This window comes from Nocardioides sp. CPCC 206347, from assembly GCF_048654605.1.
GTDB lineage: Bacteria > Actinomycetota > Actinomycetes > Propionibacteriales > Nocardioidaceae > Nocardioides.
In genome coordinates this window covers 38,687-65,174 of the sequence record NZ_JBMCYZ010000005.1, presented here as the reverse complement: position 1 = coordinate 65,174, position 26,488 = coordinate 38,687, and the positions used below count along the sequence as shown (strand labels likewise).

General features: G+C 69.7%; 30 protein-coding genes. 15 read left to right on the top strand and 15 right to left on the bottom strand.

Going from position 1 to position 26,488, the window contains the following annotated elements; genetic code table 11:
- The first annotated feature begins 30 nt into the window (after positions 1-30).
- Positions 31-1,245 (top strand): MFS transporter, encoded by a 1,215-nt coding sequence (locus ACOACQ_RS17195; RefSeq protein WP_420288874.1) that lies wholly within the window; start codon positions 31-33, stop codon positions 1,243-1,245.
- Here ACOACQ_RS17195 and ACOACQ_RS17190 read toward each other — a convergent pair.
- The 3 genes from ACOACQ_RS17190 to ACOACQ_RS17180 all read right to left on the bottom strand — a co-directional run bounded on the left by ACOACQ_RS17190 (position 1,229) and on the right by ACOACQ_RS17180 (position 3,373).
- Entirely contained in the window at positions 1,229-2,041 is an 813-nt protein-coding gene (locus ACOACQ_RS17190) for a hypothetical protein (RefSeq protein WP_420288873.1), read from the bottom strand. The two genes, ACOACQ_RS17195 and ACOACQ_RS17190, sit on opposite strands and share 17 nt — an antisense overlap.
- Positions 2,038-2,592 carry a SigE family RNA polymerase sigma factor gene (locus tag ACOACQ_RS17185; RefSeq protein ID WP_378597259.1) on the bottom strand — a complete coding sequence of 185 codons (555 nt, stop codon included), beginning with the start codon at positions 2,590-2,592 and terminating at the stop codon, positions 2,038-2,040. The genes ACOACQ_RS17190 and ACOACQ_RS17185 overlap by 4 nt, the downstream gene beginning before the upstream one ends.
- 61 nt (positions 2,593-2,653) lie before the next feature.
- Positions 2,654-3,373: an AAA family ATPase gene (locus tag ACOACQ_RS17180; RefSeq protein ID WP_378597258.1), complete on the bottom strand. Its 720-nt coding sequence runs from the start codon at positions 3,371-3,373 to the stop codon at positions 2,654-2,656.
- A gap of 47 nt (positions 3,374-3,420) precedes the next feature.
- On the opposite strand from ACOACQ_RS17180, the gene ligD reads away from it, so the two are divergent.
- Together ligD and ACOACQ_RS17170 are read left to right on the top strand one after the other, a co-directional pair.
- Positions 3,421-4,380: a non-homologous end-joining DNA ligase gene (gene ligD / locus ACOACQ_RS17175; RefSeq protein ID WP_378597256.1), complete on the top strand. Its 960-nt coding sequence runs from the start codon at positions 3,421-3,423 to the stop codon at positions 4,378-4,380.
- Complete coding sequence (locus tag ACOACQ_RS17170; protein ID WP_420288872.1) at positions 4,377-5,582, top strand: kynureninase; 1,206 nt, start codon at positions 4,377-4,379, stop codon at positions 5,580-5,582. The genes ligD and ACOACQ_RS17170 overlap by 4 nt, the downstream gene beginning before the upstream one ends.
- Here ACOACQ_RS17170 and ACOACQ_RS17165 read toward each other — a convergent pair.
- The 3 genes from ACOACQ_RS17165 to ACOACQ_RS17155 all read right to left on the bottom strand — a co-directional run bounded on the left by ACOACQ_RS17165 (position 5,572) and on the right by ACOACQ_RS17155 (position 7,506).
- Positions 5,572-5,772 (bottom strand): hypothetical protein, encoded by a 201-nt coding sequence (locus tag ACOACQ_RS17165; protein WP_420288871.1) that lies wholly within the window; start codon positions 5,770-5,772, stop codon positions 5,572-5,574. The genes ACOACQ_RS17170 and ACOACQ_RS17165 overlap by 11 nt on opposite strands.
- 70 nt (positions 5,773-5,842) lie before the next feature.
- Positions 5,843-6,979: a hypothetical protein gene (locus ACOACQ_RS17160; protein WP_420288870.1), complete on the bottom strand. Its 1,137-nt coding sequence runs from the start codon at positions 6,977-6,979 to the stop codon at positions 5,843-5,845.
- Complete coding sequence (locus ACOACQ_RS17155) at positions 6,976-7,506, bottom strand: SigE family RNA polymerase sigma factor (RefSeq protein WP_420288869.1); 531 nt, start codon at positions 7,504-7,506, stop codon at positions 6,976-6,978. Before ACOACQ_RS17155 ends, ACOACQ_RS17160 begins: the two co-directional genes overlap by 4 nt.
- Positions 7,507-7,619: 113 nt before the next feature.
- On the opposite strand from ACOACQ_RS17155, the gene rpe reads away from it, so the two are divergent.
- Positions 7,620-8,288 (top strand): ribulose-phosphate 3-epimerase, encoded by a 669-nt coding sequence (gene rpe, locus ACOACQ_RS17150; protein WP_378596148.1) that lies wholly within the window; start codon positions 7,620-7,622, stop codon positions 8,286-8,288.
- Between the two features lie 63 nt (positions 8,289-8,351).
- Positions 8,352-8,486 carry a hypothetical protein gene (locus ACOACQ_RS17145; protein WP_378596147.1) on the top strand — a complete coding sequence of 45 codons (135 nt, stop codon included), beginning with the start codon at positions 8,352-8,354 and terminating at the stop codon, positions 8,484-8,486.
- Between the two features lie 61 nt (positions 8,487-8,547).
- Here the strand turns inward: ACOACQ_RS17145 and ACOACQ_RS17140 are convergent, their stop codons facing one another.
- Together ACOACQ_RS17140 and ACOACQ_RS17135 are read right to left on the bottom strand one after the other, a co-directional pair.
- Positions 8,548-9,171, bottom strand: coding sequence for a hypothetical protein (locus ACOACQ_RS17140; protein ID WP_420288868.1), 624 nt, complete (start codon positions 9,169-9,171; stop codon positions 8,548-8,550).
- A 27-nt stretch (positions 9,172-9,198) separates the two neighbouring features.
- Positions 9,199-9,816 (bottom strand): hypothetical protein, encoded by a 618-nt coding sequence (locus ACOACQ_RS17135; RefSeq protein ID WP_420288867.1) that lies wholly within the window; start codon positions 9,814-9,816, stop codon positions 9,199-9,201.
- A gap of 39 nt (positions 9,817-9,855) precedes the next feature.
- Here ACOACQ_RS17135 and ACOACQ_RS17130 point away from each other — a divergent pair, with 39 nt between their 5' ends.
- Positions 9,856-10,320: an MOSC domain-containing protein gene (locus tag ACOACQ_RS17130; protein WP_378597987.1), complete on the top strand. Its 465-nt coding sequence runs from the start codon at positions 9,856-9,858 to the stop codon at positions 10,318-10,320.
- On the opposite strand, the gene ACOACQ_RS17125 is transcribed toward ACOACQ_RS17130, so the two are convergent.
- Genes ACOACQ_RS17125 through kstD form a run of 3 tightly spaced genes read right to left on the bottom strand, consistent with a single transcriptional unit; the run spans position 10,292 to position 13,412 of the window.
- Positions 10,292-10,735 (bottom strand): OsmC family peroxiredoxin, encoded by a 444-nt coding sequence (locus tag ACOACQ_RS17125; protein WP_378597989.1) that lies wholly within the window; start codon positions 10,733-10,735, stop codon positions 10,292-10,294. The genes ACOACQ_RS17130 and ACOACQ_RS17125 overlap by 29 nt on opposite strands.
- A gap of 41 nt (positions 10,736-10,776) precedes the next feature.
- Positions 10,777-11,667 carry a MaoC/PaaZ C-terminal domain-containing protein gene (locus tag ACOACQ_RS17120; RefSeq protein ID WP_420288866.1) on the bottom strand — a complete coding sequence of 297 codons (891 nt, stop codon included), beginning with the start codon at positions 11,665-11,667 and terminating at the stop codon, positions 10,777-10,779.
- Positions 11,668-11,720: 53 nt separating this feature from the next.
- The gene (gene kstD / locus ACOACQ_RS17115) at positions 11,721-13,412 is read right to left on the bottom strand and encodes a 3-oxosteroid 1-dehydrogenase (protein WP_420288865.1); all 1,692 of its coding nucleotides are present in this window, start codon (positions 13,410-13,412) and stop codon (positions 11,721-11,723) included.
- Positions 13,413-13,447: 35 nt separating this feature from the next.
- On the opposite strand from kstD, the gene ACOACQ_RS17110 reads away from it, so the two are divergent.
- The 9 genes from ACOACQ_RS17110 to ACOACQ_RS17070 all read left to right on the top strand — a co-directional run bounded on the left by ACOACQ_RS17110 (position 13,448) and on the right by ACOACQ_RS17070 (position 21,980).
- Positions 13,448-14,254 (top strand): 2-keto-4-pentenoate hydratase, encoded by an 807-nt coding sequence (locus ACOACQ_RS17110; protein ID WP_378597997.1) that lies wholly within the window; start codon positions 13,448-13,450, stop codon positions 14,252-14,254.
- A 4-nt stretch (positions 14,255-14,258) separates the two neighbouring features.
- Positions 14,259-15,161: an acetaldehyde dehydrogenase (acetylating) gene (locus tag ACOACQ_RS17105; protein ID WP_420288864.1), complete on the top strand. Its 903-nt coding sequence runs from the start codon at positions 14,259-14,261 to the stop codon at positions 15,159-15,161.
- Position 15,162: 1 nt separating this feature from the next.
- On the top strand, positions 15,163-16,263 hold the full coding sequence (dmpG, locus tag ACOACQ_RS17100) for a 4-hydroxy-2-oxovalerate aldolase (RefSeq protein WP_420288863.1): 1,101 nt from the start codon (positions 15,163-15,165) through the stop codon (positions 16,261-16,263).
- Positions 16,264-16,333: 70 nt separating this feature from the next.
- Positions 16,334-17,521, top strand: coding sequence for a 3-hydroxy-9,10-secoandrosta-1,3,5(10)-triene-9,17-dione monooxygenase oxygenase subunit (gene hsaA, locus ACOACQ_RS17095; protein ID WP_420288862.1), 1,188 nt, complete (start codon positions 16,334-16,336; stop codon positions 17,519-17,521).
- Positions 17,522-17,523: 2 nt separating this feature from the next.
- Positions 17,524-18,417, top strand: a complete 894-nt coding sequence (gene hsaD / locus ACOACQ_RS17090) for a 4,5:9,10-diseco-3-hydroxy-5,9,17-trioxoandrosta-1(10),2-diene-4-oate hydrolase (protein WP_420288861.1) — start codon at positions 17,524-17,526, stop codon at positions 18,415-18,417.
- Positions 18,414-19,313 (top strand): iron-dependent extradiol dioxygenase HsaC, encoded by a 900-nt coding sequence (gene hsaC, locus ACOACQ_RS17085; RefSeq protein WP_420288860.1) that lies wholly within the window; start codon positions 18,414-18,416, stop codon positions 19,311-19,313. The genes hsaD and hsaC overlap by 4 nt, the downstream gene beginning before the upstream one ends.
- Positions 19,314-19,348: 35 nt before the next feature.
- The gene (locus ACOACQ_RS17080; protein ID WP_420288859.1) at positions 19,349-20,011 is read left to right on the top strand and encodes a flavin reductase family protein; all 663 of its coding nucleotides are present in this window, start codon (positions 19,349-19,351) and stop codon (positions 20,009-20,011) included.
- A 79-nt stretch (positions 20,012-20,090) separates the two neighbouring features.
- Entirely contained in the window at positions 20,091-21,440 is a 1,350-nt protein-coding gene (locus ACOACQ_RS17075; protein WP_420288858.1) for a trypsin-like serine peptidase, read from the top strand.
- A 36-nt stretch (positions 21,441-21,476) separates the two neighbouring features.
- Positions 21,477-21,980, top strand: coding sequence for a hypothetical protein (locus ACOACQ_RS17070; protein ID WP_378598015.1), 504 nt, complete (start codon positions 21,477-21,479; stop codon positions 21,978-21,980).
- On the opposite strand, the gene ACOACQ_RS17065 is transcribed toward ACOACQ_RS17070, so the two are convergent.
- The 4 genes from ACOACQ_RS17065 to ACOACQ_RS17050 are packed head-to-tail and all read right to left on the bottom strand — an operon-like array spanning position 21,910 to position 26,469.
- Positions 21,910-22,896: an acyl-CoA dehydrogenase family protein gene (locus ACOACQ_RS17065; RefSeq protein WP_420288857.1), complete on the bottom strand. Its 987-nt coding sequence runs from the start codon at positions 22,894-22,896 to the stop codon at positions 21,910-21,912. The genes ACOACQ_RS17070 and ACOACQ_RS17065 overlap by 71 nt on opposite strands.
- Positions 22,893-23,801 (bottom strand): acyl-CoA dehydrogenase family protein, encoded by a 909-nt coding sequence (locus ACOACQ_RS17060; RefSeq protein ID WP_420288856.1) that lies wholly within the window; start codon positions 23,799-23,801, stop codon positions 22,893-22,895. The genes ACOACQ_RS17065 and ACOACQ_RS17060 overlap by 4 nt, the downstream gene beginning before the upstream one ends.
- Positions 23,798-24,958, bottom strand: coding sequence for an acyl-CoA dehydrogenase family protein (locus ACOACQ_RS17055; protein WP_420288855.1), 1,161 nt, complete (start codon positions 24,956-24,958; stop codon positions 23,798-23,800). The genes ACOACQ_RS17060 and ACOACQ_RS17055 overlap by 4 nt, the downstream gene beginning before the upstream one ends.
- The gene (locus ACOACQ_RS17050; protein ID WP_420288854.1) at positions 24,958-26,469 is read right to left on the bottom strand and encodes a FadD3 family acyl-CoA ligase; all 1,512 of its coding nucleotides are present in this window, start codon (positions 26,467-26,469) and stop codon (positions 24,958-24,960) included. Before ACOACQ_RS17050 ends, ACOACQ_RS17055 begins: the two co-directional genes overlap by 1 nt.
- Positions 26,470-26,488 lie beyond the last annotated feature (19 nt).

Genomic DNA, 26,488 nt, shown 5'->3' with positions numbered 1-26,488 from the left:
ACATCAGTGTAAACCTTTAGCGTCGATTCCATGAGTACGACGACACGTCCCGCCGCCCCTGACCAGACCCCCGACACCACCTCTGACACCCAGCAGCCGGACCGGCTGCCCTGGCCCGCACTGCTCGTCCTCGGTGCCGCCACCCTCGTGATGGTGACGGGGGAGATGCTGCCGACCGCAGTCCTGCCCCAGATGAGCGCCGGACTGGGGGTGAGCGAATCCGCCGCCGGCCTGCTGGTCAGCATCTGGGCAGCAGTGGTCGTGGTCGCGAGCTTCCCGCTGGTGCGGTTGACCCGCGGCGTCCGGCGCACGCCGGTCGTGGCCGCCAGCCTCGTGGTCTTCGCCCTCGCCGCCGCGGCGACCGCGCTGGCACCGACCTACGCCGTGGTGCTCGTCGCCCGCACCATCGGCGCGGCCTCCGTCGGCCTGCTGTGGTCGACCGTCAACGCGCACGTCGCCGACCTCGTGCCGGACCGCCTGCTCGGACGCGCGACGGCTGTCGTGCTCGGCGGCGCCACGCTCGGCATGGTGCTGGGCACGCCCATCGGCCGGTTCGTCGCCGACCTCGCCGGCTGGCGCGCGTCGTTCTGGGTGCTCGCCGTGCTGAGCCTCGTCGGCGCGGGACTGGTCCGCGCGGTGGTGCCGGACGCCGACCCGCAGGCACGGTCCGCTGAGGACGGGGGGAGCGGCGGGCGTCGTACCGTCCGGCCGATGGTGGTGGTGACCGTGCTGGTGGGCCTGATCCTGGTGGGCCACTACGGCGCGTACACCTTCATCACACGACTGGGCGAGCCCGCCGCCTCGGTCGTGCCCGGCGGGATGGGCAGCCTGTTGCTGGCCTTCGGACTGTCGTCCGCCGTGGGCGTCGCCCTCGCCGGCCGCGTGCTCGATCGGACGGCTCCGGCGCTGGTCGCGGCGACCCTCGCCACCGCTGTCGCGGTCCTCGGCTTCTTCGTTGCCGGTCAGGGCGCCCTGGCCGGAGTGGCCGTGGTGCTGCTCTGGGGTGTCGCATCCGGTGCCCTGCCGCCGCTCGCGCAGACGATGATCCTGCGGCTGGCCGGCCCGGAGCACCGTTCCCTCGCGGGTGCCCTGATCCCCGTCGTCTTCAACGGCGGGATCGCGATCGGCGCCGCCTTCGCGTCCGGTGTGGTCGCGCAGGGTGGTGCCGAGGGACTGCCTGTCCCGGCCGCGGCCCTGATCGGGCTGGCCGCGGCCGGACTGGCGGTCGTCAGTCGACCCAGGTGAGGGACTCGCCCAGCACGTGGATCTCGCTGTTCGTGGTGCCTCGGCCGCCCTGGACAGAGATGAAGATGCCGCCGTGCGCCTCGGTCGTGTAGACGGAGGGGTCGTCGCCCTTGTCGCTCGAGCCGAGCCAGGCGGCGCGGTCGGCCGCATCCCGGATCACGAGCGAGGCGACGCCTCCGTCAGCGGATTCGCAGGACGCCTTGTCGTCGATCAGGAACCACTCGCACGTCCAGTTCGACGGAACGATGACCGGGATCTTGTCCACCATGCCGAGCATGCCGAGCTCGTCGGCCTTGGCCATGGTCACGGCCACCGTGATGCCGGGCCACTCCTCGGTGAGGAAGCCGCCGGACTTCGTCGTGAAGCCGTCGGACCAGAACGTGTCGACGGCGTCCTTCGGGCCGTCGACGACGAGGACGAAGTCGGAACCCGGTCCAGCGAGCGTGCTGGAGCCCAGCTCGTAGAGACCGGCCTTGTCCGTGCGCACCGTGCCGGTGACGCCGTTGCCCAGGTCGATCACCTGTCCGGCCCGCAGTGTCGGCTCGCTGGGGGCCGAGGGAGTGTCGGCGTAGTCCGGGTCGTCGGCCGTCGTACCGCCTCCCATCTGGGAGGTGGCGAGGGCGATCACCGCCACGCCGGCAACGGCGCCGGCGGTGACGCCGATGCGGCGGCGACGACGCAGCCGGGTGCCGGCCCGGAGCGACGCGGTGGCGAGGTGTTCGAGGTCGGGCTGTTCGCTCCGCACGCGGTCGCGGAGGGCGGGGCCCAGGTAGGGGTCGTGGTCGAGGTCGTTCATGAAGAGGTCCTCTCGGGCAGTGCGTTCAGGTCGGTGGGAGGGGCGACCAGTGGTCGCAGTCGCTGCAACGCCCGTCGAGCTCGAGTGCGGATGACGGTCTCCGACAAGCCGAGGTCGGTGGCCGTCTCCGCGACACTCCGGTCCTCCCAGTACCGCAGGACGATGATCGCGCGGTCCAGCGGAGGCAGGTCGCCGAGTGCGGCAAGCAGGTCGACGCGCGTACCGGGATCGGCATCCACGACGGCCGTGCGTGCCGCGCTGATTCCGTCATCGGCGCCGGGTGTGAGGTCGGTCGGACGCTCGGAGTTGCGGCGCAGGCGGCGGTGGGACAGGAATGTGTTGAGCAGGGTGGTGCGTGCATAGGCGAGCGGGCTGTCTGCGGTGGCCACTCTTCTCCAGTGGACGAACACCTTGGCGTACGTCGCCTGGGTGAGGTCCTCTGCCAGATGGTGATCGCCGGTCAGCAGCATCGCTGCGTGGTGGAGTTGTGTGCCAGTGTCGCGGACGAACGCGGTGAACTGTTCCGCCTGCTTGTCTGACTTCACACCCATCTGACGCTCCGATGTGCCGGGCGCGTGACACCCGATCGGTCACGCGTTGTCTCGAGTGTCCTCAGTCGAGGACGTGGCGCAAGTAGCGCTGCGGGTCGTCGAGGTAGCGGCGCCAGTGCTGGACCAGGTCGAGGTCCTCCCAGCGGGCGGGGCGCAGCCCCCAGTCGCCCACCTCGAGGATGGTCGCGCCGGGCATCGAGGCGAGCACGGGAGAATGGGTGGCGCAGAGCACTTGTGCTCCATCGGCAGCCAGGTCGTGCAACTTGGCGATCAGTCCGAGGGTGGAGGAGAACGACAGGGCCGCTTCGGGCTCGTCCAGGCAGTAGAAACCGGGCGAGTCGAAGCGGGTGCGCAGCACCTCGAGGAACGACTCCCCGTGGCTCATCTCGTGGTAGCGCGGGTCGCGATCTGCTGCGTGCTGTTCGGCGAAGGTGTACCAGCCGTGCATGGTCTCGGCCCGCAGGAAGAATCCCCACCGTCCACTCCCGATGCCGCGCTGGAGTCGCAAGGCCGTGTGGAGCGGCGACTCGGTGGGCCGCGTCGCGTGGATGCCGAAGCGGGTGCCGCCCTCGGGTGACAGGCCGTACGCGACCGCGATGCCCTCGACTAGCGTCGACTTCCCCGAGCCGTTCTCCCCGACCAGGAAGGTGACGCCCTTGGGCAGGTCGAGGCCCTTGCGCACGACCTGGGCGACTGCCGGCACCGTCATCGGCCACTCGCGCGGATCAAGGCCGCCACGCTCTGCGGTGACCCGTACGACGGGCGGCTGGTCGAAGTCCACGACGTCACGGTACTGAGATGGTCCGACCCGTTCGGTACTGTCCCCGCATGGCATCGCCGGCGATCGAGATCGAGGTCGAGAGCCGCGTCGTGCGGGTCAGCAATCCGGATCGCGTGTACTTCCCGGAGATCGGCGCCACCAAGCTGGACCTGGTCGAGTACTACCTCTCCGTCGGCGAGGGCATCGTCAACGCGCTGCGCGAGCGGCCGTGCATGCTGCACCGCTTCCCCAAGGGACTGGCGGGGGAGAAGGTCCATCAGAAGCGGCTTCCTGCAGGCGCGCCGCCCTGGGTCGAGACGGTCGAGCTGTTCTTCCCGCGCTGGAAGCGGACTGCCGACGAGCTGTGCGTGACCGAGCTGGCGTCGGTGATCTGGGCGGTGCAGATGTCCACGGTCGAGTTCCATCCGTGGAACAGCCGCCGCGGCGCGGTGGAGCAGCCGGACGAGTGGCGCATCGATCTCGACCCGGGCCCGGAGGCGTCGTACGACAGCATCCGGAAGGTGGCCCACGTCGCGCACGAGGTCCTCGACGAGCTGGGAGCGGTCGGCTATCCCAAGACCAGTGGCAGCAAGGGCCTGCACGTCTACGTACGGATCCGTCCTGACCACGACCACAAGGCCGTACGACGCGCGGCGCTCGCCTTTGCGCGGGAGGTCGAGCGGCGAGCGCCCGAGCTGGTGACGACGACCTGGTGGACGAAGGATCGTGACCCGGCCGCGGTCTTCGTCGACTACAACCAGAACGCTCGTGACCACACCATCGCAGCCGCCTACTCGGTCCGGGGCCTGCCCGACGCACGGGTCTCCACACCCATTCGCTGGGCGGAGATCGATGACGCCGATCCTCGTGACTTCACGATCCTGACCGTGCCCGCGCGGTTCGCCGAGATCGGCGACCTGCACCACGACATCGATGACCACGTCTTCGACATCGCGCCGCTCCTGGAGTGGGCCGATCGGGACGAGGCGGACGGCAAGGCCGTGCCGGACGAGGAGGAGACGACGTGACGTTCGATGCGGCTGCGCTGGACGCGGCTGACCCGTTGGCCGGACATCGCGACCGTTTCGTCGGCGCCGACACGCCGCTCGTCTATCTCGACGGCAACTCCCTCGGCAGGCCGCTGCGCGCGACCGCCGACCGGATCGGCAGCTTCGTGGCCGAGGAGTGGGGCGGCCGGCTGATCCGCGGCTGGGACGAGCGCTGGTTCGAGCTGCCGCTGGTCCTCGGTGACCGGCTGGCCGCCGTCGCGCTGGGTGCGGCCGCCGGGCAGACCGCCGTCGGGGACTCGACCACGGTCCTGCTCTACAAGCTCGTCCGTGCGGCCGTCGCTGCGCGACCCGGCCGGCACGAGATCGTCGTGGACCGCGACAACTTCCCGACCGACCGGTACGTCGTCGAGGGCGTCGCCCGCGAGTGCGGACTGACCGTCCGCTGGCTCGACGTCGACCCCGACGGCGGCGTCACCCCGGACGGGCTGGCCGCCGTCCTCGGGCCGGAGACCGCGCTGGTCGTGGTCAGCCAGGTCGCCTACAAGTCCGGCTGGCTGGCCGACGTCGAGACACTGACCCGGCTCGCCCACGACGCGGGCGCGTGGATCCTCGTCGACCTCTGTCACTCCTCGGGCGTCGTACCGGTGGAACTGGATGCGTGGGCGGTCGACCTGGCCGTCGGTTGCACCTACAAGTACCTCAACGGGGGACCGGGTTCCCCGGCCTTCGGGTACGTCGCGCAGCGGCACCTCGAGGGTGATGTGTTCGTCCAGCCGGTCCAGGGCTGGATGGGGGCCGCCGATCCGTTCAGGATGGGCCCGACCTACGCACCGGCCACCGGGATCCGGCGGTTGCTCAGTGGCACGCCGCCGATCATCGGCATGCTCGGGCTGGAGGACATGGTCGACCTGCTGGAGGAGGTCGGTGTCCCGGCCATCCGCGCCAAGTCGGTCGCGCTGACGGAGTACGCCGCCGCGCTGATCGACCGCGACCTGCCCGATGTGCGGTTCGCTTCACCCCGGGACCCGGAGCAGCGTGGCGGGCACGTGACGATCGCGCACCCGTCGATGCGTGCGGTGACCGCGGACCTCTGGGCACACGACGTGCTGCCCGACTTCCGCGAGCCCGACGGCCTGCGTCTGGGCCTGTCACCGCTCTCGACCTCCTTCGCGGAGGTCGAGGCCGGGATCACGGCGATCGCGGCGGCACTCAGGCGCTGAGCTGCTCCGAGAGCGCGGCGCGGAGCTCGCGCGCCTGCGCGTGCAGGACGGCGGCGGCGAACCCGTTTCCGCACGCGTCCTCGTGGTCGGCCTTCTCGTCCCAGACATCGGCGAGGTGGGCGACGGCGGCCAGCGGCTTGGCGTTGGCCTGTTCCTGGGCCCTCTTTCGGGCCTCACTGTTCATCATCATGCGGGCCTCCTTGGGCCGATACGGAGATCGTAGGCTTCCCATCGGTCGCTTCGTGGCGGATCGAAGAAGTTCAGATCCGGTCCCATGTCGTGCCGCCGTCGGTGGACTCGAGCAGGCCTCCTGTCGTGGCGAGGTAGAGGACTCCGTCGACCTGCGCTGCATCCCAGACAAAGGCGTCGTCCGCGAGGCCCAGGTCGACCGGGGACCCACCTTCTTCGGTCACCAGGACCGGGTCCGCGCCCGGAACTAGGACGCTGTCCTCGGTGAGGGGAATCGCACCCGAGACGGCGGCGGCGTTGCTGAACCCTACGAAGTAATCGCTCCCAACGGTCCATCGGTAGATGGTCGCCTCGGGTTCTCCGACACCCTCGCAGGTCATGAAGATCGCCCCGTTGGTAGGGAGCAACCTGTGCTCGCCGGAGCATGGCCACGGGAGCTCCTGCCACGAGATGCCGTTGTCCGTGCTGAGTCGCGGGACCGACGTGATGTTGCCCTCGCCGATCGGTCGCGGCTCGACGACGACGGTGTCGCCGACGATCGCGACCCACTGCATGCCGTCGGTGTCGGGGACGTCGAAGTGCTGGAAGTCGTCGCTGCCGACCGGAGCGCGCCAGAGGCTGCCCGACCCGAAGTTCACCATCCACGCGTAGTCCGCGGAGGAGTCCACGAGGTAGCTGTCGCCGAGGTACTGAGGCGCTTCGGGCGGGAGGTCGAGGGTGGTCCAGGTGCGTCCGGCGTCGTGCGTGGTCCAGACCTGGTCCTCGGCCGCGGCCCAGCCGTTGCGGCCGTCGGGGGTGAAGGACAGCCGGTCGACGAACGGGACCGGGAACCGGTGCAGCTCCTGCAGCTTGCCGGTGCGCCGTTCGTAGAGCACCGAACAGTCGCACTGGGCGTTGTCTGCGGTCACGTAGAGAACACCGCCTGCGGCCTCCACCGCGAGCGAGGACGGCAACGCATCGAGCGGCGCGGGGTCAGTGACCGTCTCCGTCGGCCTCGGTGCCGGGGACGGGCGCGAGTCGTCGGACAGCAGCGATCCGCCGAACGCGATGCCGCCGACCACGACGGCAGATGCCACCACGGCACCCAGCGTGGTCCGGGTCGTACGACGGCGCCGGGCGCCGCGGCGTACGTCGCTGAGCATCCGGTCGGTGGCGCCGTCGACGTCCGCGCCGAAGGCCTCGCGCAGGGCTTCCTCGAGGCTGGTCATGACATCTCCTCCCGGTCGGCGAAGGTGGGCAGCTGGACACGGAGGGCAGCCATGGCGCGGTTCGCCTGGCTCTTGACGGTTCCGATCGAGCAACCGAGCGCCTCGGCGGTCTGCGCCTCGGTGAGGTCCTCGTAGTAGCGCAGCGCGATCACGGCCCGTTGCCGCGGTGGCAGCCGTCGTACGGCGGCGAGGAGCTCGTGGTCGAACGGCCGCTCTGATCCACCGGAATCGGCATCGCCCCGCTCGGTGAGGGGGCGTTCGCGGCGCACCTTGCGCCAGACCGACACGCTGCGGTTCACCATCGCTCGTCGTACGAATGCCTCGGGGTCATCGACGCGCCTCCACCGCAGGAGTGTGCGCTCGAGGGCGTCCTGCACGAGGTCCGCTCCGCGCTGCTCGTCGCCGGCCAGGGCCCGGCCGAGCTTGAGCAGGTGGGGGAGCCGCGCCTCGACGAAGGCCGCGAACGCGGCGTCGTCCCGCTCGTCCGCGCCGCTTTCAGCCGCACCCCGTCGGGGCCGCGCTGTCATCGCGCCTCCACCGGGCTCATGTTGCCGCTCCATGTCCCAAGGACGCGCGAGCCACGCAAAGGGTTGTACGCGAGTTTCCCGGCCGGTGAGCAGGCTCCCTAGACTGGCCGATCGTGGGCCACATCCAGATCACGCCGTCGATCCTCAACTCCGACTTCGCCAGGCTCGGGGAGGAGGTCGCGCGGATCCCCGGTGCTGACTGGGTGCACGTGGACGTCATGGACAACCACTTCGTGCCCAACCTGACCTTCGGCCCGACCATGGTCGAGGCGCTAGCCCGCGCGAGCTCGGTGCCGCTGGACGCGCACCTGATGATCGAGGACGCCGACCGCAACGCCCTGGCCTACGTCGAGGCCGGTTGCGGCTCCGTGACCTTCCACGTCGAGGCGGCCAAGGCCCCCGTGCGCCTGGCGCGGGAGATCCGCAAGGCCGGCGCCCGGGCGAGCATGGCGCTCAAGCCTGCGACCCCGATCGAGCCCTACGAGGACATGCTCGCCGAGCTCGACATGGTGCTGATCATGACCGTGGAGCCCGGCTTCGGTGGCCAGAAGTTCCTCGACCTGTGCCTGCCCAAGATCCGCCGCGCGCGGGCGCTGATGGACAAGCACGGCGTCGAGACCTGGCTGCAGGTCGACGGTGGCGTGTCCCTGGAGACCATCGAGCGCTGCGCCGAGGCGGGGGCCGACGTGTTCGTCGCCGGCTCTGCCGTCTACTCCGCCGAGGACCCGGACAAGATGATCGCTTCCCTGCGCGAAGCCGCCACCGCTGCACAGGTGAAGTAGCTCCGCACCCCACGCGTACTGTCGGTGGGGAAGCCGTTCAGGCTTCCACTCAAAGGAGCAGTCATGGCCGACAAGTCACCCCGTCAGAACCTGTCCAAGAAAGCGGGCAAGTCTCTGAAGGAGAAGCGCGCGGACAAGCACGCCAAGGCCGATGCGAAGAACACGTCGTCGATCGTTCCCCCGGGCAAGGGCCGCTGAGGCCTGCGCTTCTGCTGATGCTTGAGATGGTCCCGCCCTCGGGCGGGGCCATCGCCCGTTTTCAGTGGACCAGGTCGCTGGGCGCGTGGAACAGCACGTCGGGTCGGTGCCGTGTCAGCCATGCCTCGATCAACCGAACCTGGTCCGGGCCGTAGGTGGCCACGATCATCGAGAGCATCGCGGCCGCAGGGCTGATCCCGAGGACGACGGCCTTGGTGGCGTCGTACGACGTGATCCTGTCGAACTTGATGGCCGCCTCGTCCCGGGCAACGAAAGAAACGACCGGTCTCTCGACCTCGGCCCCGAAGAGCGGCGGCCCCAGGGTGCGCGTTCGTACGACGATGGCGCTGAGGTCCGTCCACGCGAGGTGGCCCCAGCCGACGTGATCCGCGAACATGCCGTGGCGCACTGAGATTCCCTCGTCGCTGAGCCGAAGGATGACCGCCCGGCTCAGAAGTCCGCGGTGGCGCAGCGGTCGACTCAGCCCGAACGTCATCAACTGGACGCCGATGACGCCGAACATCACCGCATTGAACTGCTGGAACCTTGTCATGTCGCCGGTGCTGGCGGCGATCAACGTGGTGACCAGGAGAATTCCACCACCGAGCCCCAAGGCGCTCGCGATGGCGACGACGCGCCACACAGCGGGCGGCACGACTCGGCGAATCTCCAGCGGCGTGCTCATCCCGAGATCTTCTGCATGCAGGGAATCCTAGGGGAGGTTCGGCGGGGCACCGACGTCGATCGTGACTTCGACCTGGTGCTCGCCGAGCCACGCCCCGAGGTGCTGGAGCGCCTCTGAGTCCGACGGATCGAGTACGGCGATCAGCGCGGCCGACTCGGGCGACACCTGGAACGCTCCGGCCAGTGCCCTCGACTGCACCTGGGCACCACTGACCTGGATGTAGGCGTCGTTGCGGCTGACGAATCGCAGGACGGGAAGGTGTTCCGGGTCCTCGACGAACGGCGGCACGATCTCCCACCAGTGCACTTCGATCCGCTCCACGTCGCGCCAGGCCACGTGGCCCCACCCGCCGTCACGCGCCGAACCGGTGTGCAACGCGACTCCGTCATTGTCGAGCTGGACGACCGCGTCATGGCGCAGGCGTGAGCTGTTGCCGATCAGCCCGGTGACTCCCCAGCCGAGGATCAGCAGGCCGGCCGCCGCCGTGAGGAGTGCGTCCAGCCGGTCCAGCGATTCGAGCTCCTGGGTGGCGAGCGCCACGAACAGGCTCCCGGACAGGGCAAGGCCGACAGCGACCGCGGCCGGCCGAAGTGGTGAATGCCCACTGGCGGGCGCCCGCAGCCGGAGCTCCAGCGCGTCACTCACTCGTTTGTCCTGTCATGGGCTGCACCCTAACCTCGGGGCGTGGAGCTGCTGCCGACAGTCGAGTCCATCCATCTCGCCAAGGCGACCCGCCTGCCGATGCAGCCGAAGACGACCGTCGAGGTGGAAGCCGGCAAGGGAATCGTGGGCGACCGGTACCACGGCACGAAGCACCGTCACGTCACCGTGCAGAGCAGGGAGAGCCTCGACGAAGCGGCGACGGTCTACGGGCGCGCCGTCCCCTCGCACCTGACCCGGCGCAACCTGACCCTCAGCCACGGTGTGGTCCCGCGCGAGCCCGGCGCGCTGTTGCGGATCGGCGACGTCCTGCTGGAGGCCGTGCGCGTCGCCGCACCGTGCAAGCTGCTCGACGACACGATCGGCGCAGGCGCCCAGGAGGCGCTGCGCCGCCGTGCCGGCACCGTGTTCCGGGTCCTCGAGGGCGGGACGATCACCGTCGGGGACGCCGTCGTCGGGGTCAGCTCTCGAGCGCCGCGTCCAGCGTGATGCTGTCGACGCCGGCGAGCGCCTTGCTGATGATGCAGCCGGCCTTCGCCTTCTCGGCCGCTGCGACGAAGCCGTCGTTGTCGAGGCCCTCGGCCTCGCCGCGGACGGTGAGCTTGATGAGGGTGATCCGGAAGCCGCCTGCCGGGTCGGGGCCGAGCGTCACGTCGGCGGTGACGTCCAGTGCGATCGGGGTTCCGCCGGCGTCGGCGATCGCCTTCGACAACGACATGGCGAAGCACGCGGAGTGCGCGGCGCCCACGAGTTCCTCGGGGGACGTCGTACCGGCAGCCTCGTCGGCCGCGCGCTTCGGGAACGACACGTCGTAGGTGCCGACGCCGGACGAGGTCAGCTCGACCTGTCCGGAACCATCCATGAGTCCGCCGTTCCAGGCGGTGCGTGCGGTACGAATCGGCATGGGGAGACCTTTCGACGGGGGTGAGGCCCCCACCGTACGACTCAAGCGGTGAGGTCGACCACGCAGTCAGCCAGCACGGGGGAGCCGTCGCGGTCCCCGCCGTCGATCGCGGCGATCGCCACGATCCGGTCGCCCTCGCGCCACCCGGTGACCTTGATGGCCTCGCCGGGGAACACGACGCCCGCGAAGCGGCCCGTGAACCCGGCCACCGCGGCGGCGTCGCCACCGAGCAGGCCGTCGGTCAGCTCGCGCAGCACGATCCCGTAGGAGCAGAGTCCGTGCAGGATCGGCGCCGGGAAGCCAGCGGCCTTGGCGAAGTCCGGGTCGGCGTGGAGCGGGTTGCGGTCACCGCACAGGCGGTAGAGCAGCGCCTGCTGCGGTGTGACCGTGTACGACGACGTGTGGTCGGGTGCGCGCTCGGGCACCACGACGGGCTCACTCGTGCCCCGGTCGCCGCCCCAGCCGCCCTCGCCCTTGACGAAGATCGACGAGCGCACCCGCCACAGCTCCTCGCCGGACCCGTCGGTGCCGGACGTGGCGACGGCCTCCTGCCAGATCACCGCGGCCTTGCCCTTGTCCCAGATGTCGGTGAGCGTGGTGCGGATGGTCGCCGTACCCGAGGTCGGCAGCGGCCCGGACACGGAGATCGACTGGGAGCCGTGGACGACCTGCGCCAGGTTGATGTCGCAGCCCGGGAGGTCCAGCGGCGGCGGGTCCGTCTCGTGGAAGGTCGGTGCCACGACGCCGAACGACGGCAGCACCTGCAGCGCCGCGTTGTCGAGCGTGGATCGCAGGGCGACCGGATTGACGTTGTCACCAGCACGCATGCCGGCGCCGATGCCGAGGTGGTAGAGCAGCACGTCGGACTCGGTCCACGAGAACGTGCGGGCGCCGAGGTCGGCGCCGATCGCGACGGACGGATCGATGGGCATGGGGAGTTCTCCTTCAGGCTGCGGGGGTTTCGAGGCTCGCTGGCGCTCGCACCTCAACTAGCGGTGATGTCTTCGACGGCGAGGTAGCCGAACACGAGGGCGGGACCGATGGTGCCGCCGGGCCCGGGGTAGGTGTTGCCCATGACGGCAGACGACACGTTGCCGGCGGCGTACAGGCCACCGATGACCGACCCGTCCTCGCGCAGCACGCGGGCGTGTTCGTCGGTGACCAGGCCGCCCTTGGTGCCGAGGTCGCCCGGCACGATCTTGACGGCGTAGAACGGCCCCTTCTCGATCGGGGCGAGCGAGCAGTTGGGCTTCACCTTGGGGTCGGAGTAGTACTTGTCGTACGCGCTCTCGCCGCGGTGGAAGTCCTCGTCGACGCCACTGCGCGCGAATCCGTTGAAGCGCTCGACGGTCGAGCCCAGCGCTTCTGCGGGGAGCCCGACCAGGTCGGCCAGTTCGGCGAGCGAGTCGGCCCGCGCCACGACCTTGTCCTTGTACCAGCGCCCGGGGAACGGCTGGCGACCCGGAACGCCGGCGAAGAGGTACCTGTTGCGGTAGGTCTGGTCGAAGACCATGTACGACGGGACGTGCGGCACGCCGGTGGCCTCGCCCTTGTAGATCTCGTGGGTGGCCTCGACGTAGGGGAGTGCCTCGTTCATGTACCGCTTGCCGGCGGAGTTCACGATGATCGAGCCGGGCAGGTTGCGCTCGGCCAGGCAGAACCAGGCGCGGCCGGGGAGCGGGATGGTCGGTCCCCACCAGGCGTCGTCGAGCAGGTCGGTGGCGGCGCCGACGGTCATGCCGGCGAGGAGTCCTCCGCCGGTGTTGGACTTGGCGCCGGTCGACCAGTCGGTGGTGGTCGGGTGCGGGAGGAACTTCTCGCGCAGCTCCTGGCTGTGCTCGAACCCGCCCGATCCGAGGATCACGCCGCGCCGGGCACGGATCTCCAGGCGCTCGCCGTCGCGATCGACGACGACACCGACGACGCGGCCGTCCTCCACGAGGAGGTCCTGGAGCGCGGTTTCGTAGGCGACGGGCACGCCCGCGTCGGCGAGACCCTTGCGCAGGCCGATCGCGATCGCGTTGCCCATCGCGAACATCTTCTTGCCGGTGGCGATGGCCAGCAGTCGCATCAGCATGACGCGGAGCATCGTGAGCGGGCCCTTGATCGAGCGCAGGCCGAGGTTGATCTTGCGGTAGTCGGCCTGGGTGACGATCAGGTTCGCGGGTGCCTTCGTGTACGCCGGGTGCAGCCGCTCGAGCTCGTCACCGAGGAAGCGCGCGTCCATCGGGACCGGCTCGACGCTGCGGCCACGCGGCCGCCCGCCGGGCTGCTCGGGGAGGTAGTCGGCGTACTCCGGGACCCAGCGGAAGCGGACGGGGGTCTGCTCCCTAATGAAGTCCATGACCTCGGGTCCGCGGTCGATGTAGGTGTCGCGGCGGACCTTCGGGACCACGTCACCGACGATCGCGTCGAGGTAGGTCTTGGCCTTGTCCTGGTCACCGGGATCGTCCTGCCCGGCATCTTTGAGCGCGTAATTGCCCGGAATCCAGACACCTCCGCCACTTCGTGCCGTGGAACCGCCGAAGTAGGCGCTCTTCTCGATGAGAATGGTGTCGAGGCCGTGGCGGCCGGCGCGCAGTGCTGCGCTCATGCCTGCGCCACCGGCGCCCACCACGACGACGTCGACCTCGGTCGGCAGGACGTCGCTCGCGGCGGCTGAATGGGATCCCGTCATGGCACAAAACTGTAACAGGTTCTAGTATCTACATCGTGACTACTCCCACTGCCGTCGAGGCCGCTGTGGCCCGCCTGGCGGACGCCCAGAGGACACGGGTGCCGTGTGCGGCCGTCCGTGACCTGATCGGCACCGATGACCTGCCCGCCGCCTACGCCGTCCAACAGGGACTCGTGCAGGCCAGGATTGCGGGCGGCGTCACCGTCGTGGGTCGCAAGATCGGCGCGACGTCCGAGGCCGTCCAGCGCCAGCTCGGCGTGGACCAGCCCGACTTCGGCTACCTGCTGAGCGACATGGACGTCAGCCACGGCGTCGATGGCGGCCCCATCTCGATGAGCACGCTCGTGCAGCCGCGGGTGGAGGCCGAGGTCGCGTTCGTCCTTGCCGCCGACATCAACCCGGCGACCGAGGAGGAGATCACCCTCGACCTCGTGCGTGCCGCCGTCGACGTCGCGCTCCCTGCCCTGGAGATCGTCGACTCGCGGATCGAGAACTGGGACATCGGCTTCACCGACACCGTCGCCGACAATGCCTCCAGTGGCCTCTACGTCGTCGGCAGCGAAGGCCGTCGCCTCGACGAGCTCGAGCCGCGTGACGTGGTCATGTCGCTCACCATCAACGGCGAGGAGCGCTCCGCCGGCACCGGCGCCGCCTGCCTGGGTGACCCGCTCGAGGCGCTGCGCTGGCTCGCCGTCCAGGCCTACCGCTTCGGGGACCCGCTGCGCGCCGGCCACCTGATCCTGTCCGGGGCCCTGGGTCCCTTTGTGCCGTTCGTCCCGGGCGACCGGGTCGCGGCATCCATCAGCGGCTTCGCGCCACTCGTCGTCGAATTCCAGGAGTAGATCCATGGGGAAGAAACTCACCGCAGCCATCGTCGGGCCGGGCAACATCGGCACGGACCTGCTCTTCAAGCTCCTCCGCAGCGACGTCGTCGAACCGCGCTGGATGATCGGTGTGGACGCGGCGAGTGAGGGTCTGCGGATCGCCGCCGACAAGGGCCTCGACGTCAGCCACGAGGGCGTCGACTGGTTGCTCAAGCAGGACGTGTTGCCGGACCTGTTGTTCGAGGCGACGTCGGCCTACGTGCACCGCGAGTACGCCCCGCGGTATGCCGAAGCTGGTATCCGTGCGATCGACCTGACACCGGCCGCGGTCGGCCCGGCGGTGATCCCGCCGGTCAACGGCCTCGAACACGTCGGCGCCATGAACGTCAACATGATCACCTGCGGCGGCCAGGCCACGATCCCGATGGTCAACGCCGTCTCCCGGATCACCCCGGTGCCGTACGCAGAGATCGTCGCGTCGGTCTCCTCGGTCTCGGCTGGTCCCGGCACGCGCGCGAACATCGACGAGTTCACCAGCACCACGTCGGCCGGTGTCGTGTCGATCGGTGGGGCGGAGCGCGGCAAGGCGATCATCATCTTGAACCCGGCCGAGCCGCCGATGATCATGCGGGACACGATCTTCTGTGCTGTCGACCCGGACGCCGACGAGGATGCGATCGCCGAGTCCGTGCACCGCATGGAGAAGGCGGTCCAGGAGTACGTCCCCGGCTACCGGCTGCTGCAGGAGCCCCAGTTCGACGGCCCCTCCGACGCCACCCAGGGCCGCAAGAGGGTCTCCATCTTCGTGGAGGTCGAGGGCGCGGGGGACTTCCTGCCGCCGTACTCGGGAAACCTGGACATCATGACCGCCGCCGCAGCGCAGGTCGGCGAGAACATCGCCCGTTCGATCATCGGGAGCAACTGACATGAGCGACTCCAACAACGACCTGAACACCCTCGCGCGCACCTGGTCCGGCACCCACGGCGACGAGCCGTTCGGCAACCTCGACCTGCGGTTGACGGACACCTGCCTGCGGGACGGTTCGCACCACAAGCGGCACCAGTTCACCGCGACCGAGGTCCACGACATCGTGCAGGCCCTCGACAGCTCCGGCGTCCCGGTCATCGAGGTCACCCACGGCGACGGCCTCGGGGGCAGCAGCTTCAACTACGGGTTCTCCCGCACCCCGGAGCAGGAGCTCATCAAGATCGCGGCCGAGACGGCCAAGCGAGCCAAGATCGCGTTCCTGATGCTGCCGGGCCTGGGCACCAAGGACGACATCCGCGCCGCCCAGGACAACGGGGGCCAGATCTGCCGGGTCGCGACGCATTGCACCGAGGCCGACGTGTCCATCCAGCACTTCGGCCTGGCCCGCGACCTGGGTCTGGAGACCGTCGGGTTCTTGATGATGTCCCACACGCAGTCGCCTGAGGTGTTGGCGAAGCAGGCGCGGATCATGGTCGACGCCGGGTGCCAGTGCGTGTACGTCGTGGACTCGGCGGGTGCGTTGATCATGGAACAGACCGCCGACCGCGTCTCTGCGGTCGTTGCGGAGATCGGCCACCAGGCCGATGTGGGCTTCCACGGCCACGAGAACCTCGGCCTGGGGGTCGCGAACACCGTGATCGCCGCCCGTGCGGGAGCAACCCAGATCGACGGGTCGGTCCGGCGCTTCGGTGCCGGTGCCGGGAACACGCCGCTGGAGGCGTTCGTGGGGGTTGCGGACAAGCTCGGCTGGACCACGGGGGTCGACTTCCTCAAGATCGTCGACGCGTCCGAGGACGTCATCAAGCCGGCCATGCCCGAGGAGTGCCAGCTCGACCGGATGACGCTGATGATGGGCTACGCCGGGGTCTACTCCTCCTTCCTCAAGCACGCCGGCAACGCCGCCGAACGCTACGGCGTCTCCGGCGCCCAGATCCTCCTCGAGGCCGGCCGCAGGAAGTTGATCGGCGGCCAGGAGGACCAACTCATCGACATCGCGCTGATGTTGAAGGCACGCGACTCAGAGGTCGTTGGCGTGTAGTACTTGCCAAAACTAGAACGTGTTCTATTATTGACCTTGACGGACTGTCGCAGAAATCAGGAGCTCCCCAATGAACCAGGACTTCGCCCCCGAGGTGAACGCCGTACTTGACGGCGTGCGTGACCTGCTTCCCACCATTCGCGAGCGAGCCGAAGAGGGCGAGCGTCTGCGCGTCATTCCGGACGCCTCGATCAAGGAGCTCGAGGAGACCGGCTTCTTCCGGCTCCTCCAGCCGAAGCGGTACGGCGGCATGGAGGCCGACCCGGTCGCCTTCTACACCGGCGTGCGCGACATCGCCTCGGCCGACGGCGCCACCGGTTGGGTGTCCAGTGTCGTGGGTGTCCACCCGTGGCAGGTCGCCCTGTTCGCCGATGAAGCGCAGCAGGCCGTGTGGGGTGACGACCAGACGGTGCGTCTCTCGTCGTCGTACGCCCCGACTGGCAAGGCGACGCTGACCGAGGGCGGCTTCACGCTCTCGGGCAAGTGGAGCTTCTCCTCGGGCAGTGACCACTGCGCGTGGGTCCTGCTCGGCGGTCTCGTCTTCAACGCGGAGGGCCAGATCGTCGACTTCCGCACGTTCATGGTGCCGCGGGAGAAGTACCAGATCGTCGACGTCTGGAACGTCGTCGGCCTGCGTGGCACCGGATCCAACGACATCGTCGTCGACGACGTCTTCGTCCCCGAGGCGTTCACGCTCTCGATGGGGGAGACCGGCGCGTGCAAGGGTCCCGGCCAGGCCGTGAACACCAGCGACCTCTACAAGCTGCCGTTCCACTCGATCTTCACCTCGACGATCGCCACGCCGATCATCGGCATGGCGAAGGGTGCGTACGCCGAGCACGTCGAGATGCAGCAGAAGCGCGTCCGCGCCGCGTACCTCGGCGAGAAGGCCTCGCTCGACCCCTTTGCGGCTGTCCGCATCGCGCGTTCGTCGTCTGAGATCGACGCGGCCTGGGCACTGCTGATCAGCAACATCCGCGAGGAGCAGGCGTACGTCGCCCGTGGCGAGCAGATCCCGCTCGAGCTGCGCCTGCGCGTGCGCCGTGACCAGGTGCTCGGCACCTCCCGCGCGATCGAGGCGATCGACTCGCTCTTCGAGGCGTCCGGCGGTCGTGCGCTGGCCGAGGGAACCTACCTCCAGCGCGCCTGGCGCGATGCCCACGCCGGTCGGGTCCACGCGGCCAACGACCCCGAGCGGGCGCTCCAGATGTACGGCGCCCAGCAGTTCGGCCACAAGGTCGACCCGGGGATGTACTGACCGTGACTGATTTCAGCAAGGAAGCGACGCGTCGGTCAGCCAAGGCCGGCGACATCACGCTCAACTACTACGAGGCCGGCCCCGATGGCGGCTCCTCGGTGGGTGGCGGGTTGCCGTTCGTGCTGCTGCACGGCGGCGGCCCGGGCGCGTCGGCGTGGAGCAACTTCGGCTCCGCGTTGCCGCGCTTCGCCGAGAAGTTCCGCACCTTGCTGGTCGACCAGCCGGGCTTCGGCTCCTCGGACAAGCCGGAGGTGACGGCGAACTACTTCCGGCACTCGGCGTCGTACCTGCTCAAGCTGCTCGACGAGCTGCAGATCGAGAAGATCCACCTGCTCGGCAACTCGCTGGGCGGCGGTACGGCGATGCGGTTCGCGCTGGAGAACCCCGACCGGGTCGGGCGGCTCGTGCTGATGGGTCCTGGCGGCCTGTCGGTGAACCTCTTCCACGCCGACCCCACCGAGGGCGTCCAGCGGTTGATGGACTTCAGCATGAACCCGAGCCGTGAGGCGCTGCGTGCGTTCATCTCGACGATGGTCGTCAACCAGGCGCTGGTGACCGACGAGCTGGTCGAGGAACGCTTCGCCGACGCCACCGCGCCCGGCTCGCTCGAGGCGATGCGTTCGATGGGCATGTCGTTCTGGAACCCGGAGTGGGCCGAAGACGGCATGCTCTGGCGTGAGGCGCACCGCCTGCGCAAGCACACCCTGCTGACCTGGGGCCGCGAGGACCGGGTCAACCCGCTCGATGGCGCCCTGGTCGCCCTCAAGCAGATCCCGAAGGCCCAGCTCCACGTCTTCCCGAACTGCGGCCACTGGGCGCAGATCGAGGCGGCCGAGGAGTTCGCCGAGATCTGCACCGCGTTCCTGTCCCGCCACACGGAGAGGCCTCCCGCATGACGATCGACATCAAGTCCATGGGCTACATCCGGGTCGCCAGCACCGACCTGCCCGCATGGTCGAAGTTCGCCGGCAAGGTCCTCGGCCTGGCCGAGGGACGAGGCCCGAACCCGGATCACCAGTACTGGCGGATCGACGAGGTGTCGGCCCGCATCGTGGTGTTCCCGTCCGACGTCGACCAGCTCGACTGCACCGGCTGGGAGCTCGCCGACCACCAGGCCCTGCAGGCGGCGCGCGAGCACCTGCAGAAGGCCGGGGTCGAGTTCGAGGACGGCACCCGCGAGGAGCTCGCCGAGCGCCGCGTCCAGGAGCTCGTCCGGTTCCGCGACCCGTGGGACAACGTGTTCGAGCTGTACCACGGCATCACCTACGAATCGCGGCCCGTCGTGACGCCGTACGCCGCCAGCTTCGTCACGGGCGACCAGGGACTCGGCCACATCGTGGTCCCCGTGCTCGACGACGTGGAGGCGCTGCGGTTCTACGCCGAGGTCCTCGGCTTCCGGTTGCGTGACTCGATGAGCATGCCCGGCGAGTTCGTGGGCAAGGAGGCCGGCAGCAAGGTCTGGCTGCGCTTCCTGGGCATCAACCCGCGCCACCACTCCCTGGCCTTCCTGCCGATGCCGAACGCCAGCAAGTGCGTCCACGTGATGCTCGAGGTCGACGAGCTCGACGACGTCGGGCGCGCCCTCGAGCGTGTCCGCAAGCACGGCGCACCGTTGTCGGCGACGCTCGGACGCCACATGAACGACGAGATGGTCTCGTTCTACGTGAAGTCTCCCGGCGGGTTCGACATCGAGTTCGGCACCGACGGCATGACCGTCGACGACCAGCGCTGGGTTGCCCGTGAGTCGACCGCGGTCTCGTACTGGGGCCACGACTTCGGCGGCGGGCACTGAGCGCCGGCGGGACCGGGATCGCTACCGTGGGCGCCGTGCCGGCACCGAATGATCCCCCGCTCGGGGACGACATCCCCGAGGGGATCAGCGCCGACGCGCGGGCGACCTGGCCCCATCCCGAACTGATCCAGTCCTGGCTCGGCGACGCCGACGTCGACTTCGAGCTGCGCCCCGGCGAGGAAGTCGCCGTCCACGACGACCCGCAGGCGCAGGCGGCTGCCCGGCAGTTCCGTGACGTTCTCGGGTGCTTCGCCTCCGGCATCACGGTCATCACCACGCTGAGCGGCGGAGAACCGGTCGGCATGACCTGCCAGTCGTTCTCGAGCGTCTCGCTCGACCCGCCGCTGGTCATGTTCGTCCCCGCGCGTTCGTCGCGTGCGTGGCCGCTGATCCAGCGCTCGGGCCGGTTCTGCGTCAACGTCCTCGCCGCCGACCAGGAACACGTCTCGGGCCAGATGGCCACGAAGGGTGCCGACAAGTTCGCCGGCATCGACTGGACCCCTGGCGCGGCGACCGGATCCCCGGTCATCGATGGCGCACTGGCGCACCTCGACTGCACGATCCATGCGGTCTACGAGGGCGGCGACCACTACGTCGTGATCGGAAAGGTCGAGCACCTCGAGACCAACACCGCCGACGCAGCCGAAACCGAGCCCCTCCTCTACTTCAAGGGTCGATACCGCACCACCGACTCGTGACCTGAGCACCCGCCCGAGCGTTACTCCCACGTAGTCCAGGGGGAACCGGGGGGGAAACGGCGTGCCAAGAACGTCTGTCGTGCGGTGGTGGGCCGCGGCCATGGGGTGCGTGCTCGCGCTCGGATTCCTGTTGGCGACACCCGCCGAGGGACGCGTTCGGGGTGCGGGCCGTCAGGGACCGGTGGCCCTGGCTCCCGCGGCCATGACCCAGTCGCTCGACCCGACCGGTGTCGAGGCGTACTGGACAGAGGACCGGATGCGGACGGCGGTGCCGCTCGGCCTCGACGAGGTCGGCAACCTGATCACGCCCCGCGCCGCAGCGCCTGGCTCGACCAGCCGGGCGGCCGCGCTGGCCGCGCCGCGCAGTGTGGGCAAGCTCTTCTTCACCATGCCCGAGGGCAACGCAGTGTGCTCGGCCGCAGCCGTGAACACCGCGGCGAAGAACCTGATCATCACTGCGGCGCACTGCGCGCACAGCGGCATGCCGAAGGCCTGTGGCCTGCTGCAGACCTGTCCCGGGAAGTACTACACGAACTTCCTGTTCGTCCCGCGCTACGCCAACGGCACCGCGCCCGACGGCCGGTGGGTCGGCACCCAGGCCTTCACCCACACCCAGTGGATCGAGGACGAGGACCTGGCGTTCGACCAGGCCCTGATCAAGGTGGCGCCGCGCGCTGGGCAGAACCTCGTCAACGTCGTCGGCGGCAACGCCGTGGCCTGGAACTACCCGCTCCGCGAGGACCGGGTCGGTGTGTGGGGCTGGCCCGCCGAGTCGCCGTACGACGGCGAGACGGTCCGCAAGTGCGCCGGCAGCACGACGGTCTTCAGCGGCGGGGACGCAAAGATCCCGTGCCCGCTGACCGGCGGTGCGAGCGGCGGACCCTGGTTCATCTCGATGACCAACGCCAACGTGGGGTACATCTGGGCGGTCACGTCTCGTCGAACGACCAGCGGAACGCCGTACCTGATCGCTGACACCTTCGGGAACGAGATCAAGACGCTCTTCAGCTCCGCGCGGACGAACACGCCCGCCCGCGCGGCGGCACCGGCACCGGCGCCTGCGCCTGCGCCCGCGGTGCGGGTGTCGGCGCGGGCGGCCCTGATCCCGCTCGTCGCCACACCGACCCTCGTCCAGCGCGGACAACTGGTGCGGCTCACGGCCCGGACGTCCGCACGGACCCGGACCTACCTGTCCGTGAAGTACTCAGCGAGCGGGGCATGGCACCGGATCGGCAGCAAGGTGACCGACCGCTACGGCAGGGTCGCGTACCAGGTCCGACCCTCCCGGGTGGGCGTGCAGTGGTTCAGGGTCCGCACCGCGACGCGGACGAGCGGAGCGGTCGGCGTGCGCGTGGTGCCCTGTCCGCTGCCCCTCGATCGATCGCTGGCTGTGGTGAGCGCCACGGGGTGTACCCAGCCCGTGGGCTGACGAAAAGCACTTCGGCTAGGGCACCATCGAGTCGACATGCACAGCCTTGACCCCACCGAAGACTTCGCGATCCGCCTGCTGCGGCGCTTCCTGCTGCTCTGCGAGCACCCCCGCACGCGGCAGCGGATGCTCGGCATGGTCCGGAACTCCACGCGCTTCGGTCCGGGCGCGCCCAAGCTCTACGGCTGGATCAACAAGGCGGTCCTGAACCCACGCTTCATGCCGATCTCGGAGCGTCGCCAGATGTCGGCCATGAAGGCCGAGCTGGTGGCGTCCCAGCTGATCGGCCTCGCCATGACTCGCTACGTCCTGAAGCTGGAGCCCCTGGCGTCCGCGACGGTCGACGAGGTCGTCCGCCTCGCCGCACCCTCCATCCGGGCCGCCCTGCAGGGCGAGGACGGATTCACCGCGGTCGTGCACACGGAGAGCGAGAAGGCCCGGCCCCGGACACCCACGCCCCGGCGGGTGATCAGAGCGCCACGGATTCCCGGTGTCGGTGTGGTGCGCCGAAGAGGTGGCTCAGGGAATGGGCTCGTTTGAAGACCAGGTGTGCGTCGTGCTCCCAGGTGATCGCGATCCCGCCGTGCAGCTGGATGCACTCGCTCGCCGCCAGCTGAGCCGTCTCGAGCGCGTACGACGCTGCAGCGTGGGTGAGGAACGCCGCTTCCGCCGGATCCTCGCCCTCGGCCAGTGCGTACGACGCCGCCCAGCTCGCTGAACGCGCCAGCTCGGTCCGGGCGAAGACCTCGGCCAGGCGGTGCTTGATCGCCTGGAACGAGCCGATCGGCCGGCCGAACTGCACCCGCTCCTTCGTGTAGTCGGTGGTCATCTGCAGAGCACGATCGCTCAGCCCCACCGCGAGTGCGGACACGGCTGCGGCGCCGACCAGCTCGGCACGGGTGCGGGCCGCCGCGCCGTCACCGACGACGGCCGTCTGTGCGGTGGCGAGGTCGAGGCGCCCGAGGCGGACCGACTGGTCCATCGACTCGGTCCACGTGGCGGTGGCGCCGGTGACCTCGACGAGGTCGTCGCCGATGACCGCCAGCACGATGGCGGCACGGTCGGCATCGAGCACCGGCCCGTCGAGGACGATGGTGGCGATCTCCCCGGCAGCGATGCGAGGGAGCAGGCGCTGCTTCGCGTCCTCCGTGCCGCCCGCGAGGAGTGCCTCCGCCGCCACGACGGTGGCCAGCAACGGCGAGGGCGCGAGCGAGCGGCCGAGCTCCTCGAGGACGACGGCGGTCTCGAAGAACGTGGCGCCCGCGCCGTCGTACTCCTCGGGGATGTTGAGCGCAGCGACCCCGATCTGTTCGCAGAGGGTCGACCACAGCACTTCGTCGTGGCCGGTCGGCGACGTCGATGCGGCACGCACGCCGGTGGAGTCGGCACGCTTCTCGAGCAGGCTGCGGATGGTGGAGGCGAGCTCGGCCTGTTCCTCGCTGAGCGCGAACCTCATCGTGCCGCCAGCAGGGACTCGAGGATGCGTGCGCGGTGGAAGGCCGGCGTGCCCCAGGCGGTGACGAGCGCCCGGATCTTCGTGATCCAGATGCTCAGGTCGAACTCCTGGGTGTAACCGATCGCTCCGTGGACCTGGAGACCGGTGCGGGAGGCCAGGTAGGCGGCATCACCGCAGGCCACCTTCGCGGCCGAGACCGAGCGCGGGGTCGGGTCCAGCGCAGCGCCGAAGACCAGCGGCCGGGCGAAGTCCAGCGCGATCCGTACGTCGGCCAGCTGGTGCTTGATGGCCTGGTAGGACCCGATCTCGCGGCCGAACTGCTCGCGCTGCTTCACATAGGCCACCGAGTCCGCGAGGACGCGTTCGCCGGCGCCGAGGAGCTGGGCGGCGGTGGCGAGGACGGCGAGATCAAACGCCCCGGAGGTCTCGAGGCTCGTCGCTGGCGCTCCTCGCACCTCAACCACCGGAAACAGTCGGCGTGTCCGGTCCACCGACACCTGGAGGTCGCCAGCGGTTGCTGCCGTCAACCCGTCCGGTCCCGCGACGTACACCTCGTCGGCGACGTCCGCGTCGAGCGCGTACGGCACCTGCGGTGGCACGGCCACCGTGGCCACGCCTTCGACCTCACGCCCGAGTGCAACCGGCAGATAGGCCGCGGACTCGACCCACGGTCCGGGAACGGCATGCCGCCCGAGCGCCTCGTACGCGACACAGAGCTCGACGGGCGTGGCCTCGGTGGCGAGCATGGTCAGGCCTTGCTCGGCCAGCCGCTGCCACAGCTTGAGGCCCGCGGCGTGGTCGCCGTCGGCCCAGGCACGCGCGGCGCCGACCGGGTCGGAGGCGGCGAGCAGCGACTCGAGGGAGGACGCGAAGTCCTGCTGGTCGGTGGTGAGTTCGAACCTCACTTCTGCACTCCCTTCGGCTCGCGCGGCAGGCCGAGGATCCGCTCGGCGATGATGTTGCGCTGGATCTCGTTGGTGCCGGCGTAGATCGGGCCGGACAGGGAGAACGTGTAGCCGTCGAGCCAGCGGGACTCGAGCTCGGCGGACGATCCGAGGAGGTCGAGGGCGGTCTCGTGCAGGGCGATGTCGAGCTCGCTCCACCAGACCTTGTTGATCGACCCGGCAGCGCCAATGTCCCCGCCGTCCTTCAACTTCGTCACCGTGCCCCAGGTGTAGAGGCGGTAGGCCTCGGCCTTGATCCAGGCGTCGACGACGGCGGTGGTCGCCGCGTCGCGGTCCGGGCTCTCAGGCGTCTCGTCGTAGAACGAGACGAGACGGTCGGCGGCAGCGGTGAACCGGCCGGGGGAGCGCAGCGAGAGGCCACGCTCGTTGCCCGCCGTGCTCATGGCCACGCGCCAGCCGTCGCCGGGAGCGCCGAGCACGTCGGCGTCGGGGACGAACACGTCGTCGAAGAAGACCTCGGCGAATCCGGCCTCGCCGTCGAGCTGGGCGATCGGGCGCACCGTGACGCCATCGGCGTCGAGCGGGAACAGGAAGTAGGTCAGGCCGGAGTGCTTCTGTGCCTCCGGGTCGCTGCGGAACAGGCCGAAGCCCCAGTGCGCGAGGGCGGCGCGCGAGCACCAGATCTTCTGGCCGTTGAGCACCCAGCCGCCGCGGTCGTCGTCCCGGCGCGCGGTCGAGCGAAGCGACGCGAGGTCGGAGCCGGCCTCCGGCTCGCTCCAGCACTGGGCCCAGACCGTCTCACCGGTCGCCATCGACGGCAGGAACCGGTCCTGCTGGTCCTTGGTGCCGTGCTCGAACAGGATGGGGGAGAGCAGGAAGATGCCGTTCTGGCCCACCCGCAGGGGAGCGCCGGCGCGGTAGTACTCCTCCTCGAAGACGACCCACTCGACCAGCGACGCACCGCGGCCGTGGTACTCCTCGGGCCAGGACACGACGGACCACCGCGCGTCCGAGAGCTTCGCTTCCCACTGGCGGTGCAGCTCGAAGCCTTCGGCAGTGTCGAGGGACGGCAGTGGCTCCGCCGGAACGTTCGCGGCCAGCCAGGCGCGGGCCTCGGCCTGGAAGGCCAGCTCCGACTCGGAGAGGTTGAGATCCATCAGTTCTTCTTCCCGGGTCCTGAGGTGGGAGCTTGCGAGCCTCGAAGGGCGTTCTTGAGCACCTTGCCCCCGAGGTTCCGGGGGAGTGCGTCGAGGTGCTCGACGATGCGCGGCACCTTGAAGTTTGCGAGGCGGTCCCTCGCGAAGGCGACGACCTCCTCGGAGGTGGGCGTGCCGACGACGTACGCCTTGCCGACCTCGCCCATGCGCTCGTCGGGAACGCCGATGACGGCGACGTCGGTGATGCCCTCCATGCGCATCAGGGCCTGTTCCACCTCGGCGGGATAGACGTTGAAGCCGCCGGAGATGTACATGTCCTTGAGGCGGTCGGTGATCCGCAGGTTGCCCTGGTCGTCGAGGACGCCGATGTCGCCGGTGTGCAGCCATCCGTCGCCGTCGATGGCCTCGGCAGTTGCCTCGGGGTCGTCGAGGTAGCCGAGCATCACGAACTCGCCGCGCACCAGGAGCTCGCCGGCCTCGCCGTCCGCTGCGTCGATCGCGACCTCCATGCCGGGAATCGCGCGGCCACAGGTGGTGGCGACCAGTTCCGCGGGATCGCCGTGGCGAGCCATCGTCACCACGACCGCTTCGGTCATGCCGAACGCTGTCACCACGGTGTCGATGGCCAGCTCGTCACGCATCCGCTCGATGAGTACGACGGGCACGACCGCGGCTCCGGTCACGGCCAGCCGCAGGGAGCCCAGGTCGTGGTCGGCGCGGTTCGGCGCGGCCAGGATCGACTGGTAGATCGCGGGTGCCCCGGGCAGCACCGTGATCCGGGCCGACTCGATGAGCGCCATCGTCCTGTCGACGTCGAAGGTGGCCAGTGGGTAGAGCGTGGCGCCCGTGGTGAGGCCAGTGACGATGCCGACCTTGTAGCCGAAGGAGTGGAAGAACGGGTTGACCACCAGGTAGCGGTCGTCGGCGGTCACGCCGCCGAGCTCGCCCCACGCCTGCGCGACGCCGACGGTCTGGCTGTGTGCGCTCATGGCGCCCTTCGGCTGCCCGGTCGTGCCCGAGGTGAAGAGGATGTCGGCGACGTCGTCCGGGGTGACGGCGGTGGCGACCGCGTCGATGTCACCGGGCTCGACCGCCACGTCGGCCAGAGCGGTGATGTCGATGACCTCGCGGACGTTGCTCAGGCTCGAGGCGTTCCGGAGCTCCTCGACCTGGTTGCGGCCCAGGAAGCCGTCGGCCACGATCACGAGGGTGGCACCCGACCGCTCGACGATGTCGGCGGCTTCGTGACCGGTGTAGCGGGAGTTCAGCGGGACGAGCGTTCCTCCGGCGTAGGAGACGGCGAGCGCGGCGACGACCCAGTCGATGCTGTTCGGCGCCCAGATCGCGGCGCGCTCACCGGGCAGGAAGCCGCGCTGCCGATAGCCGGCTGCGGTGTGTCGAACGAGCTCGAGGATCCCGGTGAATGAGACGGTGCGGTCACCGTCGACGTACGCCGGCTTCTCGCCGTACTGGTCCGCGGCCCTGCGCAAGACGGCGGGAATCGTGTCCATGGCTGCACCCTACCAAGCA